General features: G+C 48.1%; 13 protein-coding genes and 1 riboswitch. Of the genes, 7 read left to right on the top strand and 6 right to left on the bottom strand.

Features of this window, described 5'->3' with window-relative positions:
• Nucleotides 1-42: 42 nt before the first annotated feature.
• Nucleotides 43-1,809, top strand: a complete 1,767-nt coding sequence (locus AC50Y5_RS10100; RefSeq protein ID WP_162241932.1) for a sensor histidine kinase — start codon at nucleotides 43-45, stop codon at nucleotides 1,807-1,809.
• On the top strand, nucleotides 1,809-3,491 hold the full coding sequence (locus AC50Y5_RS10105; RefSeq protein ID WP_494860254.1) for a thiamine pyrophosphate-binding protein: 1,683 nt from the start codon (nucleotides 1,809-1,811) through the stop codon (nucleotides 3,489-3,491). The genes AC50Y5_RS10100 and AC50Y5_RS10105 overlap by 1 nt, the downstream gene beginning before the upstream one ends.
• A 182-nt stretch (nucleotides 3,492-3,673) precedes the next feature.
• Here AC50Y5_RS10105 and AC50Y5_RS10110 read toward each other — a convergent pair whose 3' ends face one another.
• Nucleotides 3,674-5,653 (bottom strand): methyl-accepting chemotaxis protein, encoded by a 1,980-nt coding sequence (locus AC50Y5_RS10110; protein WP_494860256.1) that lies wholly within the window; start codon nucleotides 5,651-5,653, stop codon nucleotides 3,674-3,676.
• A gap of 558 nt (nucleotides 5,654-6,211) precedes the next feature.
• Between AC50Y5_RS10110 and AC50Y5_RS10115 the strand changes: the two genes are divergently transcribed.
• The 4 genes from AC50Y5_RS10115 (at nucleotide 6,212) to AC50Y5_RS10130 (ending at nucleotide 9,730) form a co-directional block, all read left to right on the top strand.
• A complete protein-coding gene (locus AC50Y5_RS10115; RefSeq protein WP_494860258.1) occupies nucleotides 6,212-7,186 on the top strand; it encodes a ring-cleaving dioxygenase in 975 nt (324 codons plus the stop codon).
• Between the two features lie 96 nt (nucleotides 7,187-7,282).
• Nucleotides 7,283-7,531 carry a hypothetical protein gene (locus AC50Y5_RS10120; protein ID WP_494860260.1) on the top strand — a complete coding sequence of 83 codons (249 nt, stop codon included), beginning with the start codon at nucleotides 7,283-7,285 and terminating at the stop codon, nucleotides 7,529-7,531.
• Between the two features lie 402 nt (nucleotides 7,532-7,933).
• On the top strand, nucleotides 7,934-9,067 hold the full coding sequence (locus AC50Y5_RS10125; RefSeq protein WP_494860710.1) for a rhamnogalacturonan acetylesterase: 1,134 nt from the start codon (nucleotides 7,934-7,936) through the stop codon (nucleotides 9,065-9,067).
• Between the two features lie 204 nt (nucleotides 9,068-9,271).
• Nucleotides 9,272-9,730: a GNAT family N-acetyltransferase gene (locus tag AC50Y5_RS10130; protein ID WP_494860262.1), complete on the top strand. Its 459-nt coding sequence runs from the start codon at nucleotides 9,272-9,274 to the stop codon at nucleotides 9,728-9,730.
• 147 nt (nucleotides 9,731-9,877) lie between these two features.
• Here the strand turns inward: AC50Y5_RS10130 and AC50Y5_RS10135 are convergent, their stop codons facing one another.
• Nucleotides 9,878-10,834, bottom strand: coding sequence for a DMT family transporter (locus AC50Y5_RS10135; RefSeq protein ID WP_056040493.1), 957 nt, complete (start codon nucleotides 10,832-10,834; stop codon nucleotides 9,878-9,880).
• Between the two features lie 195 nt (nucleotides 10,835-11,029).
• On the opposite strand from AC50Y5_RS10135, the gene AC50Y5_RS10140 reads away from it, so the two are divergent.
• On the top strand, nucleotides 11,030-12,388 hold the full coding sequence (locus tag AC50Y5_RS10140) for an aminotransferase-like domain-containing protein (protein ID WP_494860265.1): 1,359 nt from the start codon (nucleotides 11,030-11,032) through the stop codon (nucleotides 12,386-12,388).
• 20 nt (nucleotides 12,389-12,408) lie between these two features.
• On the opposite strand, the gene AC50Y5_RS10145 is transcribed toward AC50Y5_RS10140, so the two are convergent.
• The 4 genes from AC50Y5_RS10145 to AC50Y5_RS10160 all read right to left on the bottom strand — a co-directional run bounded on the left by AC50Y5_RS10145 (nucleotide 12,409) and on the right by AC50Y5_RS10160 (nucleotide 15,962).
• Nucleotides 12,409-13,191, bottom strand: a complete 783-nt coding sequence (locus AC50Y5_RS10145) for an N-acyl homoserine lactonase family protein (protein WP_494860267.1) — start codon at nucleotides 13,189-13,191, stop codon at nucleotides 12,409-12,411.
• A gap of 24 nt (nucleotides 13,192-13,215) precedes the next feature.
• A complete protein-coding gene (locus tag AC50Y5_RS10150; protein ID WP_494860269.1) occupies nucleotides 13,216-14,028 on the bottom strand; it encodes an ABC transporter ATP-binding protein in 813 nt (270 codons plus the stop codon).
• 1 nt (nucleotide 14,029) lies between these two features.
• Nucleotides 14,030-14,830 (bottom strand): ABC transporter permease, encoded by an 801-nt coding sequence (locus tag AC50Y5_RS10155; protein WP_056040484.1) that lies wholly within the window; start codon nucleotides 14,828-14,830, stop codon nucleotides 14,030-14,032.
• A gap of 91 nt (nucleotides 14,831-14,921) precedes the next feature.
• Nucleotides 14,922-15,962, bottom strand: a complete 1,041-nt coding sequence (locus tag AC50Y5_RS10160) for an ABC transporter substrate-binding protein (RefSeq protein WP_494860271.1) — start codon at nucleotides 15,960-15,962, stop codon at nucleotides 14,922-14,924.
• Nucleotides 15,963-16,076: 114 nt separating this feature from the next.
• Nucleotides 16,077-16,180, bottom strand: a riboswitch (guanidine-I (ykkC/yxkD leader).
• Nucleotides 16,181-16,261: the final 81 nt, after the last annotated feature.

Consider the following 16,261-nt stretch of genomic DNA (forward strand, 5'->3'; position numbering starts at 1 on the left):
TGTGAAGTGATGGAATTAAAGAGCTTCAAGAAGCTTTTCCATATGACCAAGATTATTAACTCGCAATATGAGCAGTCCGAAATTTTACAAGTGTTTGTTGATGCAATAGCGAGCGAGATTACCCAGGCCGACCTTGTTGGCTTTTTTCTCAAGCAGCCGGATGGAACGTACAAGGGCTATAAAGGCAATAAAATGCCTGTCGATATAACAGAGCTAATCATTGATCCATTGAAGGACGCTTTCGTTCACGATATTATGGAGAATCGTACGATTGGCTACATTCCCGATACGAGCAAAGACAATCGCATTGACGATACGAAAAAAAATCTGCTGAGCATCAAGTCGATTCTCGGGATTCCGGTTATTGTCGATGATAAAATATTCGGCCTTGTGTTCGTTCATGACTTTGGCAAGCCTATGAATTTAACGCAGGAGCAAATGGATGTAACGGAAGCGTTCGTCAATATGGCCAGCGTGGCGATCCGCAATTTGCAAATGTTCGAGCAGTCGCAGGAGCTGCTGGAGAAGCAGCAATTGCTGCTTGATGCAACGAAGTCGCTGTCCAAATCGCTGTCCGTGCGCGAAGTTTTGAAAACCTGCTTTTATTATATGCAGCGTGCCAGCGGCTCCGATGATGTTGCCATTCATCTGTTCAATGAGAAGGATCGGACAGTCGAGCCTTTCCATCTCTCTTCTCTGAATGTGAAGGAGGAGGACTGGCGCGGGAAGCATCGTGATGTAATCAAGCTGAACATCGACAGCGACAAGCTGTTTTACGAAGTCATTATGCACAAGAAGGCGATTTTCATTCCGGATGTTTTTGCGGACGAGCGTCCTAATCATAAAGCGTGTGAAATGTTTGGTATTAAAAGCTTGCTCGCGATTCCGCTTGTTGCCAAGGGCAGCGTATTCGGCATTATTGCTATTCCGTCAATTCATAAACCTACAGCATATGAGGAAGGCAAAATAGAGTTTTGCCATTCCATTGCTGATGTAACGGCAACGGCTTTGTCTAATGCTCTGCATACCGAGCATTTGGATCAGGCGGTGAGCGAGCGCTCGATGGAGCTGCAGCAGGCGAACTTCAAGCTGGAGGGGCTTGTCAAGGAACTCGAATACTTAAACGAACTAAAAAATGATTTCATTGCAACGCTGTCGCATGAATTGAGAACGCCAATCACTGCAATCAAGGGCACCGTCGATATTTTGGGCAAAGGGCTGCTTGGTCAATTAAACGATGCGCAGCATGATTTGCTTGATACGGCGGGCAGATCCATTGAACGTTTATTAAATCAGGTAAACGAGCTGCTTGATTTTGCCAAGATGGAAAATGGGAAATTTGAGCTCAGCTACAAGGTTGCCGATTTCAATGATTTAATTCATGAGGCTGCACGGATCGTTCAGTCGCTGGTCAATAAGAAGAAAATCAACCTGGAAATAGAAATCGAAGAGACGGCCGACATGATTATTCAGGCCGATCGGGAACGCATTTTGCAAATATTGCTGAATTTGTTGTCCAATTCGGTGAAATTTACGCCGCAGCAAGGCCAAATTACGATCCGTGCTTCTTCTGACGATGAACATTTGAAGCTGGAAGTATGCGACAATGGTATCGGCATACCGCTTGAGAAGCAAAAAAATATTTTCACGAAATTTTACCAGGTTAACAATCAAATTAATGGCACGGGGCTGGGGCTTGCTATCTCCAAGCAGCTGATCGAACTGCATGGCGGTCAAATCTGGTTTGAAAGTAATGAAGGAGCAGGCTCCATATTTACGTTTATGCTGCCAAAAAGGGGGCGGAGATAATGCGTGCTATCGAAGCGGGTCTGCGCTTTTTGATCAAGCAGGGGGTTAAATATATATTTGGCATTCCTGCGGGTTCGATTAATGCCCTTTACGATTGTTTATATGATTTGCCAGAGCTGCAGGCGGTAGTCGCCAAGCATGAGACAAGCTCGGGCTATATGGCGGCAGCTTATACGCGAATCACCGGCATCCCGGCAGTTTGCGTGGGCTCCAGCGGCCCGGGAGCGACTAATTTGGTGACACCAGCAGCGAGCGCATGGAAAGAGAAGCTGCCCGTCATCTTCCTCACTGGCTCGGTACCATCGACGAAGCTGGGCAAAGGAGGCGCACAGGAGCTCGGAGCTGATCCGATTTTTGCGCCTGTCACAAAGCTCAGCCGAATGGTAACGAATGCGGAGGAGCTGCCAGCGGCTATTGCCGAGGCGTATTGGACGGCGATTAGCGGGGTTCCGGGACCCGTGCACCTGTCAATCCCTATCGACCTGCAAATGGCTGATATAGGCGAAATGGTACTGCCTCAGCTGCCATTAATACAAGAGCAGATGGAACCGGTAAATAAAGTGCTCATCAACGCGGCCTTACAAGCCGTGCTGCAAGTTGGCGAGCGGGGAGCAATCTTGCTCGGACATGGAGCGAAAAGCGCCCCGGCGGAAGTGCTCGCATTTGCGGAGCGGGCAGGCTGGATGGTCGCCACGACGCCGCGGGGCAAAGGAGCGTTCCCTGAGAACCATCCGCAATCGCTTGGTGTGTACGGACTGGCCGGCAATGATAAAGCGGTTGAATTTCTAAACAGCGATGGCCATAAGCTTCTTCTGGTGCTGGGGTCAAGCCTCGGCGAGCTTGCAACCTGCAATTGGGAAGCACGGCTGACCGCAGGCAAGCAGCTTATTCATGTTGATTATGATGAGCGGGAGCTTGGACGCTGCTATGAAGCGGACATTGCGCTGCATGGTGAAATTGCAGATGTATTGCGCGAACTGAGCGCAGGGCTTGCCCACGCCGGAAGCGGTTTGACCGCAGAGAGAAAAATGCTGCTGGAGCAGCTGCATCTTGCACGGTTAGAGGCGGCGGCGGATGCTTCGGCGATGGAGACGTGGAATACACGTACAGCGATCCGTCTACTTGGGGCAAACGCTCCGGAGCAAACCCGCTTTTACATCGATATCGGCGAATTCATGACCTATTCGATTCAAAATTTGCTTATTCGTGAGCAGCAGCAATTCGATATTAATATTAATTTTGGCGGTATGGGTTCAGGCATAGCGGGCTCGCTTGGTGCGAAGCTTGCAGAGCCTGATCGTCCCGTGCTTTGCATTACGGGGGACGGCTGCTTTTTCATGCATGGCCTTGAAGTAATGACGGCGAAAGAATACGGTTTGCCCATCGTTTTCGTAGTCATTAACAATGCTCGACTGGGCATGGTATACCATGGTCATATGCTGCAATACGAGCGTTGTCTCAGCGATTTCTCGCAGCAGCGCGTCAGCATTGCAGCAGTCGCACAGTCGCTTGGCATCCGCCATGTGCAAGTCGAATCCACGGAGCAGCTTCAAGCCGAGCACGTGCAGCAGTGGTTTGCTGAAGGCAAAAGTGGACCTATCGTCGTAGAAATTATCGTGGATGGCAATGAAATTCCGCCAATGGGCGAGCGAGTGAAGTTTTTGCAAGGCGCGACGTATTAAGGCTCAAACAGGAAATGGTCAATCTGAAAATAAAAACGCTAAGCCATCGAAAGATAGAGGCTTAGCGTTTTTTATTGTGGACTAGGGTGTGTATTCAAACCGGAGTCAGCCTGCAACTCCTTGCTCTAAGCTTATTCGCTGCTGGAGAACCGATGCCAAATACATTTGCATACACGCCCTAGCTAAATTTTAAACTTTTTCACTTCTTCAAAGAGTGCATTGGCATGCTGGGTCAACTCATTTGATCGCTCAGAAATGTTCGAAATAAATTCAAACTGCTCCTGCGTCGAGGAAGCAACTTCTTCCGTCGAAGCTGCGCTTTGCTGCGACATGGCAGCTACACTGGCTATGACCTCCGAAATTTTGCCGGCATTATCGTCCAGCTCCATCGTCGAGACAGAGACGGCTCGAATTTGGCTGCCAATACCGTCAATGGATTGTTGAATTCGCTCGAACGAATCCCGCGTCTCATTTACCGCTGCTACTTGTTGCTCCACAAAACCTTCCGCATGCGACACCTCGCTTACACTCTGACGGCTAGCCGCCTGAATTTCATCCAGCAGCACAATGATGTCGCCAGCGGAGCCAGTAGACTGCTCAGCAAGCTTCCTGACCTCGTCTGCCACGACTGCAAACCCTCGTCCGTTCTCGCCAGCCCGCTCTGCTTCAATAGCCGCATTTAAGGCAAGTAAATTCGTTTGGGAGGCGATGCCGCGAATAATACCGACAATAACTTCAATTTTTTGCGATTTATCTACAAGCAGGGCGATAGACTTGCCAACGCGATCAATCGACTGGCGGTTGTCTGCTGCAAGCTTCACCTGATGATCCACGGCCTGCAGGCCTGCATTCATTGCGCTTCCTGCTTCATTTATCATCGCGACGGATTGTTCCACACTGTGGCTGATGCCGCGGGCAGATTCGCTCATTTCAGACAGCCGCTCGGAGCCTGCATAGACGGAATCGGCCTGCGAGCTTGAGCCTTTCGCCAGCTCTTCCGTTGCCAAGGCAATTTGCTCAGATATCCTGCGCGTATTATTCGTATGCTCGTCCATTTCAAGGGAGACGCTGTGAACTTGGCTCGCAGACTCGGCAACCTGCTTGAGCAGGACACCTAATTTATCTGACATGTGATTAAAGGCTGTGCCCAGCTCAGCAAATTCATCCTTGCCTTTTAAAGTCACCCTCCCGGTAAAATCGCCTTCCGACATTTGCTGGGACGTTGCCCGCAGCCTTTGCAGCGGTTTGACGAAGCGCGTGGCTATAAAGTAAGATGCCGCCAAGACGATAAGCAATGTAGCAAAAATAATGACAATATATTGATTACGAAGCTTGTAATAATCGGCAAAAGCAACCTTTTCTGAAATGACGGAGCCTACAATCCAGCCGGTACTAGGTATTTGGTTGTAGTAAAGCAAATAGGTTTCACCTTCAAAGCTGAAGGTCTGCTGGCCCATTTCATTAGCTTGCATGCCTGCAAGAAACGGCTTCAGCTCCGCATTTTCCGCAGCAGATGTATTGACCTGCTGTTCATCAGGATGTGCTAAAATCATGCCCTTCTTATCCAGCAGAAAAGCATAGCCAAGATCATCCAAATTAATTTTTTCTACCGTTTCCGTAATAGTCGAAAGCAGCAGGTCGCCTGCAACGATGCCTTGGATGCCGCCATTTTTGCCGCTTACCGGCATAGCAATCGATACGGCGAATTGTTTGGTCATCGTATCCTGATACGGATCAGTAAAGATGAGCTTGTTCGCTTGTTTGGCCTCTATATACCATGGACGCTGGCGAGAGTCGTAGCCAGTATTCGGCGACCAAACAGCGCCATTCATGAATGTTCCGTCCGATTCGCTGCCAAAGTAAAAGTCAGACATGTTTTCTTTGTTCGTACCGAGATTCATAATTGAAAAATAATTTTCAGTGAGTTCGCCTTCGGGAATGCCTTCCTGAATTGCAAAACCGAGCGTTTCTACTACTTTTGCATTGCTGCTCAGCCAGCTGTCAAGTTGGTTGGCAGCGGAAGCCATTGCTCCATCGAGCTTGGCATCTACCCCGCGGGCAGCCTGCTTCTCAATTTGATAAAGCCCCACCGCAACTAATGGGGTGGCAGCAAAAAGGACTGTTATCGCAAACATTAACATTAATTTCATTTTGAGTTTCATTCAGTCACCTCTATTGAATTGGTAAATTTGTGAATTTGTTACTTAAGGACTATATCGTCAAAGCATGCAATAATATTAATACTAATTTTGCAATAAAATAAATTTTCATTAAAAATCTAATGAAAAATCCGTGTAATAGGATTCTTGATCCATTATTGGAATACTTAAGGTAACCACTTTCTGAAAGCAGGGTCATATTGACCACAGCTGCCGCATACATATAAAGTGGGAGCGAAGTTTCAAGTCACTTGCAGAGGAGAAGCCGGAACGAAGGAGCATTTTGAACAGCAATGGAGGTATGAAAATGAGCGCTGAGCTACTCATTCAATTACTCGTGCTTGTCATCATGATCATCGGGCTGGCGAACAAATCGGGAAAGTCCTGAATGCAAAATGCATAAGGAGGACGGAAAGCCGGAGCATGCGAACGTGCTGCTCCGGCTTTTTGACGTGTTTATTAGCAAGCGGGCATGGGCAGCGGGGAAGACTTGCTTTTCTAACCGAAAGGTTATATACTTACAATTATAAAGTTACAATATAACTCGAAAGGGTGTTTATAATGAACGTAAAAGGAATCCACCATCTATCTGCCATGACAGGCAGCGTATCCTTAAACTATAGCTTCTACACGCAAGTGCTTGGCATGAGACTGATTAAGAAGACGGTAAATCAGGACGATACCTCGGCTTACCATCTCTTTTATGGCGATGAGAGAGGCAATCCGGGTACGGAATTGACGTTTTTTGATTTCCCCGGCATTGGCAGCAATCGTCCAGGCGTTAGCAGCATCTCCGGTACATCGCTGCGTGTAGCAAGCGACAAGGCGCTGGAATATTGGCTTGAGCGTTTTGACCAGCACGAGGTTAAACATTCGGAAATTACGCCATTTGCCGGTCGCAGCGTCATCTTTTTTGAAGATCCAGAAGGGCAGCAGCTTGCTCTTGTCTCGGATGAAACGAACAGCGGGGTTGCAGCCGGAACACCTTGGGATCGAAGCCCTGTGCCGGTAGAATACGGAATTACCGGTCTTGGTCCTGTAAAACTGACCGTCCGCAAGCCTGATTCAACTGTTGACGCACTTAAGCTGCTGGGCTTTGAAGAAACAGGCCGCGTTCCTGCTCTCGTCGAAGGACAGGACGATATTATTATTATGCAGGCTCATGAGGGTGGCTCTGGCTCTGAAATACAGGTAGAGCCGCGCAGCGATTTATCCGTTGCTGGCCTTGGCAAAGGCGGTGTTCACCATGTTGCCTTCCGCATAGAGGATAAGGAAGAACTAATGGCGTGGATCGACGTGCTGAATAAGGCGGGCTTGCAAAACTCCGGCTTTGTGGAGCGCTACTACTTCCGTTCGTTATATTTCCGCGAACCGAATGGCATTTTGTTCGAATTGGCTACAGACGGTCCAGGCTTTGTAACCGACGAGCCTTTCGAGACGCTTGGTGATTCGCTTGCGCTTCCTCCGTTTCTGGAACCGCGCCGCGAAGCAATCGAAGCACGGTTGAAACCGATTGATACGACGCTAAAGTCATAAGGCATAAGGCCTACTGAAATGAGGCTTGCTGAGTTGTCATTGTTCTCCAAATTCTTTTATACTAATGTGTAAAGCGAATGGAATGGGGGAAAAGCATTGAAGCTGACTGAAAATGCGGTACTGATCGTTGACGAAGAAGATGTTTCCGGAATGTATTGTTATCGTGATCGTGACGCTATAGATTTCGTTGATGGCTTTAAATTTGAAGTGAAGCTTCAGGACATTGTCGTTAAGCCAGGAAGCATTGCCTCTGTGCAGTTTCCAGAAGATTTGTACAATGAACCCGAAGAGATTAAGCAGGCTGTATATACGGCGATTAAGGAATTAGAACAAGAAAATGGGTAAATACTTGCCCAAAAGCTAATAAACACGCAACCCATTTATTAGGTTGGATGGAGCATTCGGAAGCTCTTCCGGATGCTCTATTTTATTTTGCGTTTAAATATAGGATCACCAGTAAAACGCAGAACTTGCCAAGTTAGTTGCCATTCCAGTTCTACAAGATGTCAATTTTACAGGGCTTAGGTCTGGGAAAAAACTAGACTCGTAATAGCGGGGGCTATTTGTCATATGGAGATAAGAAAATATTCTATTTTTTGTAACCATGTAGAAAATGAAGGATATTTATGGTAAAGTTCCTATAAGGTCCTTTTTGAATGCGCTTCCATATCATCGCATCTGTATAGGACAACCTATTAAAAAGGAGGAATTGAAGTGACAAAGAAACGCTGGTCAAAAGCTTTTTTAATGTGCTTGGCATTTACTTTGCTGCTTGGGGGGATAAGCTTGGGGCAGGGGGAGCAGGCTAGCGCAGCGGACAATTATAAATTTGATTTCGGCAATGGCGGTGTGGCCTCTGGCTACATTGGCGTCTCCGCTACGCTCGGCTATTTGGCTTCGACCGGTTATGGCTTCAACACACCAGCCAATATGCAAAATGTAAGCGCTTCCGGTACGGGTGTAGGCAGTGATGCAGTACGATTCCTGACATTCGGTACGAAGAGTACAAATACATTTAATGTAGATTTGTCGAACGGCCTGTACGAAGTGAAGGTTATGCTCGGCAATACGTCGAGAGCGAGTGTGGCCGCAGAAGGCGTTTATCAAATTATGAATATGACAGGCAATAATGCGACGGACTCTTTTCAAATTCCAATTACCGATGGTCAGCTTAATATTTTGGTAACGGAAGGCAAGGCGGGTACTGTTTTTACGCTTAGCTCGCTGGAAATTACGAAAATCTCGAACAATCCGGTAACGAACCGGACGATTTATATTGGCGGCGACTCCACGGTCGCGAATTACTATCCACTGGCAAGCAGCGTACAGGGCGGCTGGGGGCAAATGCTGGAGCAATATGTAAACGGCAGCACGTTCAAGGTGCGGAATATGGCGACAGGCGGGCAATTCGCGCGAGGGTTCCGGGATGATGGACAGCTGGAAGCGATTTTAAAATATATTAAACCGGGCGATTATTTCATTCTCCAGTTCGGCATAAACGATACGAATGCGAAAAATGAAACGACCGAAGCGCAGTTCAAGGAAATTATGCGCGATATGGTTACTCAGGTCAAGGCGAAGGGAGCGACCGTTGTCCTTTCCACGCCGCAAGGCCGAGCTACTGATTTTAATGCGAGCAATGTTCACAGCTCAACGGGAAGATGGTACAGAGCCGCGACAATGGCGCTGGCTGCCGAGGAAAATGTGACGCTCGTTGATCTCAATGTGCTGAGCTCGGCCTATTTCACCTCCATTGGCCCTGCAGCGACTTTGAACCTATACATGAGTGGCGATTCGCTGCATCCAAACTACGCAGGTGCCCAGAAGCTCGCCCAGCTTGTGAAAAACAATCTAAGCAGCCAAGGCTTGAGCGGTTTTTAAGAAAATAGCCGGTGTGCAGCGAGAAATTCGCGGCATGCCGGCTATTTTTCATTTAAAATATAGGAAAGTATATGATTTTTCTATTCTTTCTCTATATTCCACCCTCGAAACGGTAGCTTTGCCGCCAAAGGTCGGCGAAAGCCGTTTACGCTTGTTTTCTCCTGCATAGAGATTTGATATACTACTCAGACAGGAGGCTGAAAAATGGAAAATACTTATGTTGTTGAGCAAGCAGGGATAGAGCAGTTGGATGAAGCGGCTATGTTATTTGATTTGTACCGTATGTTTTATGGACAAGCCCCGGATGTGCAGGGAGCGCGCCGCTTTTTATTCAATCGCTTTGAGCAGCGGGATTCGGTCATCTTTATGGCCAAGCATTCCGGGAGTGGGGAGGCAGCCGGCTTTACCCAGTTGTATCCTGTATTCTCCTCGATTTCAATGCAGCGTTCCTATATTTTAAACGATCTATACGTTTTGGAATCCCACAGAAAGCAAGGCGTAGCCCAATTGCTGCTGGACCAGGCAAGAAGCTATGCCAGCCTGCTGCAAGCGAAAGGCATTGAGCTGTCTACCGCTGTTATGAATGTGCAGGCTCAGCGGCTGTATGAACGCAATGGCTATAAACAAGATGCAGAGTATAAGCATTATTATTTAACGTTATAAACTAATTAGTTAATGCCATGAATTATTTATACAGATTCGCCAAGCAGCTTGTTTTTGCCTTATTTAGGCTTGAGGCACTAGCACAGCCGCTCTGGCGGATTTTTTAAAATAAGAATGTATAAGTTTCACCCTTATAATCGTCTTATATTACACCCTCGAAACGGTCGCTTCGCCGCCCTCTGGCGGCGACAGCCGTTTACGCTTGCTGCCCAGCAGATTAGTGCCGACAACCCCCGCAATAATGAACAGCGAACCGATGACATGATACATCGTCAGCTCTTCCCCGAGGAAAAGGGCACCGCCCGCCATAGATACGATCGTCGATAAATTGGTAAACACGCTCATTTTCGAAGCTTCGATCCGTCCCAAAATGTAATTGGACGTCAGAGAAGTGATGAGCGAGGAAATAACGCCCAAATAGAAGATGGATAGCAGGAATGATCCGCTGCGCAGCGGCGTAAGGAAGCTGTCCATCGTCCCTGCAGTCGTGTGCTGCACCAATGATATAGAGAGAAACACGCCAAAACCAATTCCAAGCATTAAATACGTAAGTTCAGCTGGGCTAAAATGCTTGGAAAGCGAGCGTGCAAGCACGCTATAGCCGGCAAACGCGAAGCAGGTCAGAAACAGCAGGGAAATGCCAAGCATATTGGATAAGTCGATGCTGCTGCCCTTCATCATGAAAATGAACACAACGCCAAATACCGAGAGGAAAATCGATAGCTTTTGCAGCAAGGACGTCCTTTCTTTCAGAAAGATGGAGGCGATGATCATCGTCACAACGGGCGTAAAGGCATATAAAATGCCGCCTTCAGCAGAGCTTGCATGCAGCAGGCCAAAAGCCTGAAGGGTGAAAAAGCCGAGCGGATACATCGCTGCGAGCAGCAGCGCTTTAAAAAGGGGCTTGCCGCGATAATTCAGCTTAATCATGCCCAGTGCTACAGGGATTGTCATGATGAGAAACGAAAATGCAAACCGGAACGTGAGCGTGTCTAGCGGCTGGGCGCTTCCGAGCGACAGCTTGGCGAATAAAAAGGAGAATCCGATAATGACGGCATTTAATACAGCGAATATATAGGCGAGCTTAATACTTTTATCTTTCATAGGTATGACTTCCTTCCTAAGGTTAAGCGAGGTCGTGTTCGCGAACGGCTCATCTGTTAATTTAAAGATAAACCATTCGGCAGTGCCGCACGATAGCTGATTTCGCGAACTGTATCAATACAGTTGGGAGATATACGGTATAATCATGGGAGAAGGAAGACAGCTAGAGCAGTAACAGGAGCAGGGAGGGACAGCATGAAAAAGTATTTTGCGATTTTGTCCGACATGGAAGGGAAAATTCGCGACGGGCATTACCGTCCAGGCAGCAAGCTGCTGTCTGTTCGCAAAGCTGCGGAGCAGTACGGATGCAGCACAAATACGATTACCCGTGCGTATGCAGAGCTGGAGAAGCGCCATGCGATTTATTCTATCCCGCAGAGCGGCTATTATGTGGTGGACAAGGATGGCGGCGGAAGCGGGAAAAATGAAGTCGACATTCAAAGAGAGGGCATCGATTTTTCATCGGCATCGCCGGATTTGTTTGTGTTTCCGTATTTGGATTTTCAGCATTGCTTGAATAAAGCCATTGATACGTACAAATATCATTTGTTTACGTATGGCGATCCTCAAGGAATGGCTGAGCTTCGCGAAACGCTCGTTCGCCATTTGGCTAATGATCAGGTGTTTGCGAAAACCGAGCGGATTTTCGTGACGTCAGGCGCTCAGCAGGCGCTGGAAATATTGGCGAAAATGCCTTTCCCAAACGGCAATCATACCATTCTCGTCGAACAGCCGACTTATAATCTGTATTTGCGATTTCTGGAAATCGAGCAGCTGCCGACAGCGGTCATTGCCCGCACCACGGCTGGGATCAGCTTGCAGGAGCTGGAGCGGTTATTTCGCAACGAGGATATTAAATTTTTTTACACGATGTCGCGTTATCATAATCCGCTGGGCACCTCCTACACAACCGAGGAACGGAAAGCAATTGCTGCCTTGGCGAAAAAATACGATGTCTACATTGTCGAGGACGACTATATGGCAGATCTAGGGGTGGAACGGGGGTTTGATCCGATTTATAGCTATGATTTGACGGAGCATGTCGTTTATTTGAAAAGCTTCTCGAAAATCATTTTTCCCGGCTTGCGCCTTGGAGCTGCTGTATTGCCGGAACAGCTCATTGAAACGTTTTACCGCCATAAAAAATACGGCGATACGTCATTCCTCTCCCAAGCGGCATTGGACATTTATATTAAAAATGGGATGTATGAACGCCATAAGCGCGCCATAAGCAGCCTGTACACCTCGCGAATGCTGTTGCTGAACGAAGCGCTCGATCGGCATAATGGAGCAGGGCTTATTCAAGCTTCTGGAGTGAGTTCGGGCATCTACACCCAATATAAACTGCCTATTACCGTCAATATGGAACAACTCATGGAACGGCTATCAGCAAAGCATATTCGGACTGTCGACGGGAAAGGCTTTTATTTGCCAGGGTATCTGGAGCGGGAGAAGTTTTTGCGAATCAGCATCTCCCGGGCCAGTGAAGGGCAAATCGATGAGGGCATAACGGCTATTGTGGAGGAAGTAAAGCGGGCTAATCATTTTTATTAACACGAATGAGCTATATTCCTCTATTCATAATAGAGTGGGGCGAGCTTAACACCTTGAATAAAGACGGGATCATGAAAGGGAAAAAGCATGCTCCCAGACTGTTTGGCCAGCTCATTCAGCCTGCGGATGGAGGCGAGCGCCGCCTCGTCGCCACCGCTTGCTGAGCCCGGCAGCTGTTCCTGCTCAAAGTTTTCGAGGAAATCGCCAGCATCGAACGTGAGCACGAGCCTTGTCCCGCTTGGCAGCGTTGCGACAGCAGATTGATGGCCCGGCGTATGTCCGGGTGTTGAAATGATTTGCAGGCCAGGCACCAGCTCGGCGTCGCCATCGAGAAGCTGCCAATCGATATCTGGAAAGTCATAATCCTCCGTAATATTGCCCAAGAAGGGCGGCGTCTCCGTGGCGAAAATATACTCTGCGCGTTGAACGTACACTTTGGCATGCCGGAAAAGCTTCAAATAACCAGTATGATCGGCTTCCATATGAGAAAGAAACACGCGGGTAACATCGGCTGGCTGAACACCAATGGCGTTCAACTGATCCAGAAGCGAGTGGGTGGGACGGACGACAGGAAGGGCGCTCCAGCCGCGGCTCGTATAAAATTGCTTCGCGAGCTCGGGATCGCGGAGCCTCGATTCATCTAAGCCTGTATCCATTAAAATCCATCCTGTATCGGTATCAACCAAATAACAGCATATCGGCTCTGCAATCATAATGCGGCTATCGCCGCCTCGCAGCGACAACGACTTGGGCACCATTTCATATCCTACTAGCAGGACATAGAAGCGTTTAATTGATGTCATTAAAGATCCTCCTTTTTTTCACGGTCAGGCATGAAGCAAATCTACAATTTCCCGTTTTAATTGAATGAAGGGCTCTGAATCTCGGAGCGCTTTATTTTGGCGCATAGCAGCCGGAATTTCAATTTCGCGGACGATGCGCCCTGGGCGGCTTTTCATCACATATAGTCGCTCAGATAGAAAGATGGCCTCATCAATATCATGCGTAATAAACAAAATAGTGGCGTGCTCATGCTTTTGAATGTTCATGAGCAGCTCCTGCATATCGCTGCGTGTCTGGGCGTCCAGAGCGGCAAAAGGCTCATCCATCAGCAGCATTTCCGGAGAATTGGCTAATGCTCTGGCGATGGCGACGCGCTGCTTCATTCCGCCCGACAGCTGCTTCGGATAAGCATCAGCAAATTTCGTCAAGCCGACCAGCTCCAAATATTTATCCGACACTTCGCGCCGCTGCAGCTTGGGAGTTCCTTTCAGTTCCAAACCAAATTCAATATTGTCGCGTACGGTGAGCCAAGGAAACAGCGTATAGGATTGGAAAACAACGCCGCGGTCTGCGCCAGGCCCGGTTATTCGCCTGCCCGCTATGGAGGCGCTGCCGGAGCTTGCTTCCTCAAGGCCCGCAAGCACCCGGAGCATCGTTGACTTGCCACAGCCGGACGGGCCAACGAGCGTCACGAATTCATTTTCTAAAATATGTGCTGAAACTTGATCCAGCGCAGTAAAGCTGCCGGATTTGGTTGTGTAGGTTTTGGACAGGCTGTCGATGATAATTTTGCTGGATCTGGCTGCTTGGCTTACGCTGGCTGTATGCGGCTCCGTTTGCGAGGGGAAAATATTCATCTTAGCGACCTCCTTCTGCCCATGGAAATAGCTTCTTGTTGAGTAAAGCAAACAAACGATCAATGATGAGTCCGAGCATGCCGATAACGAGTATGCCCATGAAAATCATATCCGTCTGCAAATAGCGCTGCGCTCTAATAATCATGAATCCTAGCCCGGAGCTGGCGGCAAATAGTTCGGATGCGATGAGGTAAGACCATGCCCATCCCATTATAAGGCGCATCGTATTCATAAGCTCCGGCAGCAGTGCAGGGAGGAGCACCTTGCGAAGCACCTGTAGCTTATTGGCGCCAAGCGTATAGGAGGCCTGCAGCAAATCATTGGATACTGCGCGGGCATTGTCGGCAACCATCAGCAGCATTTGAAAGAAGCAGCCTACGAAAATGACCATAATTTTTGCGGGCTCCCCAAGCCCAATCCAAACAATAATGAGTGGAATAAAGGCAGTGGCGGGCATATAACGAATGAATTCGGTAAGCGGTACAAGCACAGCTTCAGCAAATTTAAACGTACCTGCCAAAATGCCGAGTGGAATAGCAAGAAGGCAGGTGAACAAATACCCCATGAGCACCCGGTAGGAGCTAATGCCGACGTAGCTCCAGAAATCAGCGCTCTGGACGCTGCTCCAAAAGGTTTTGCCGACTGTGCCAGGCGTTGGCAGAAAGGTCGGATCGACCAGCTGAGAGTAGCTTAATAAACTCCACACCACAAACACGGCGGCGAAGGTACCGACAACAGTAGCCAAATAAGCTTTACGGCTCATCTCCCCACGGATTTTAAAAAGGTTGGATAAGGTGTCCATCAATGTTGTTCCTCCTGTTTATGCGAACGGATAGCACGCAGAAGTGGCCCAGCCGCGTCCATTCGCATCGATATTTTACATAGCTAGCTGTTTATTTAAACAGGAAAGGATTAATGGCGCTGCTTGTGTCAAACGACTCGGTCAATATTTTTTGCTCGATAAAAAATTGTACAAATTCAGCCATTTGCTTCTCCCAAGCTGCCTGATCCTCCATGAGCATTTTTTGGGAATCCGTAAGTGTAGCCAAATCGAGTGTTGCAGCTGTACCTTTAACAGCCTCGAGGTCCATGCCAAGCTCATCGCCAACAAGCTGCTTGCCTTCGTCTCCATTGTTGAACAACGCAAGGCCTTCATCAAAGGCTTCCGCCATTTTTCTCAGCTCATTTGGATATTGGTCAATGATGCTTTTCTTGGTTACGAGAGTATCGACAATGAGATCAGGCGCATCAGCTGTGGAGTAGAGCAGATGTCCATTTTTTTCTACCGCCTGAGATAGGTAGGGCTCCCATGTTACCGCTGCGTCAACTTGTCCGGACATGAAGGTCGAGCCGGCAAGGTTGTTGTCCATATTTACAATTTTGACATCCGATTCTTGCAATCCAACCGTATCCAAGGCGTGGAGCAGCAGAAAGTGGGCGAGAGAGCCAATGGATACGGCTACGCTTTTGCCTTTAAGCTCGGCCAAAGAAATAACGGACTGACTGGCAATAATGCCGTCTGCACCTTTGGATTTGTCGACGACCGCAATAATTTGGATCGGGTCATCAGCCTTTTCCTTCGATTTCATCTGCACGACAGCATCGAGCGACTGCACGACTACATCCAGTTTGCCTGACATAAAGGCATCCTTTGTGCTGCCTTCCATTTTTACAAATTCGACGTTAACGCCCTTTTCCGCAAAAATGTTTTTGGCTTGGGCGATGATCGCACCCGCAGAGCCGATCCAAGGACTATAGCCGAAACGAATCGTTTTGGAGCCGCCCTCGCTATTGTTGCCCGCGGTCTGTTCGCCGGATGGGGAAGCTGTAAGAGCGGGGGATTGGCTAGGTGTGTTATTGCTTCCGCATCCAGCAATGAACAGCATAACGGAGAGCAGGAGTGACAGCGTCGTAAACATGTGCTTTTTTGTCATAGGTGATTCCTCCAAGTGATCGTTTTTAGCTTGCTTATCCAATCGTTCAAAAAAACTGAAGCACAGGCACCTCCCTAATAAAAATAAAAAACCCGGGAGATTATTTGTAAAATAATCTCCCGGGTTTTTATCCCTCCGTGTCACTGGCGCATTAAGGTAGCAGCAGTGGTTTACTCTCGGACCTGACCCAAATTGGCGGAACCCTAGTAAACTGTAAAACCGTTATTCAGTTAATGTAATGTATACTAACATTTAAAAGTTGATTTTGACAAGAGTTTTTATGAAATATTAAATTTATT

It is taken from the genome of Paenibacillus sp. JT22N7 (genome assembly GCF_059383875.1).